At 36.1% G+C, this 1,151-nt stretch carries 2 pseudogenes; both read left to right on the top strand.

What is annotated here, in order from left to right:
• Positions 1–585: pseudogene (locus tag HNQ35_RS14020) on the top strand (hypothetical protein); the annotation flags it as partial.
• A 3-nt stretch (positions 586–588) separates the two neighbouring features.
• Positions 589–1,151: pseudogene (locus HNQ35_RS14015) on the top strand (hypothetical protein); the annotation flags it as partial.

The raw sequence follows: 1,151 nt of genomic DNA, 5'->3' as shown, positions 1-1,151 counted from the left end.
ACTGCTTACCATGAATCAGCAGACAGTTTATATTACCCATATCGACAAGAGAAGCGCTTATTCCCAGTTCCAGAGCCGATGTGGCCAGAGCGTGAAGAGAAGCGTTCAGGATATAGATATTTTGATATCGTTATTGTCGCTGATTTTAGGAAAGAAGACCCACTTGTTAATAAAGAAATCTTGAAACAGAGTGAGCTTAAGAAGCGAATAGCTCTCATACAAATTAATCATTATGACTTACAAGAAGAACGCCCAATTCAAAAAGCCGTACGTCAAATGATTGACGGCGAATTCGTACAAATGACAGTCTACGGTGAAAGATTACAGTCTGATACGCTAGTCATCCTTCATCCGAATGCTTTTATTTATAAACAAAAGTATATACCACATGTATTAGCGAACAATATACATGTTTTGATAACTGAAGAAACGATGTTTACAAATATAAATATGAGCGAACATATAAAAGAATGTTTCGATAAAGAAATTGTATGGTATCCAATGAATCAATTTGTTAAGGAAAAAATAGAAGAAGAACAACTGGATCATCTTCACATAGCAAAACAGGTTTGGGAGAATGTTTAACCGATGAACAATCATAATTATGATGACCGACAACCATATAACGAATTAAAACAAAAGCTTGCTAAGTTACAGAACAAACTATATGAAAAACAAGCTGAGCAACAGAGATTGACAGAAACATTAGCCAAACGCGAGCGGGAGTTTTATGCGCTTAAAAATAGTAAATTATGGCGCATGTTCAATCCAAGAGCGATAAAAAAATCTATTCGTACTGTTGGAGCATATATGCTCGGACGTAGAAATCCGAAACGTTTATATAGTCGTCCTTACAAACGTAAACAAGCGCAAAATGATTTAAGACCGTATAAATATCATCTATATGATTTAGGTTTTACAGAGCAGGCCTTGGCCGATTTAGAACACCTTTTTGCAACAACGACAAATCATTATTTATTAAGAGCAAGTGCATGGGAACTTGCTCTTTGGTATGCCAACGATTACTCGGCTTTAGGTGCTTATCATGCGCTAGGCTATTTAGACATCGCAAAGCACGGAGAGAAAGATAATGAACAATTACGTCGTATAGCGATTATTGAAGCGGAGATGTATGATATTTTAGAAGATCA

Origin of the sequence: Cerasibacillus quisquiliarum, from assembly GCF_014202495.1 — a bacterium.
GTDB lineage: Bacteria > Bacillota > Bacilli > Bacillales > Amphibacillaceae > Cerasibacillus > Cerasibacillus quisquiliarum.
The sequence above is the reverse complement of the archived record's forward strand: the minus strand, read 5'-3'. Positions and strand labels throughout refer to the sequence as shown.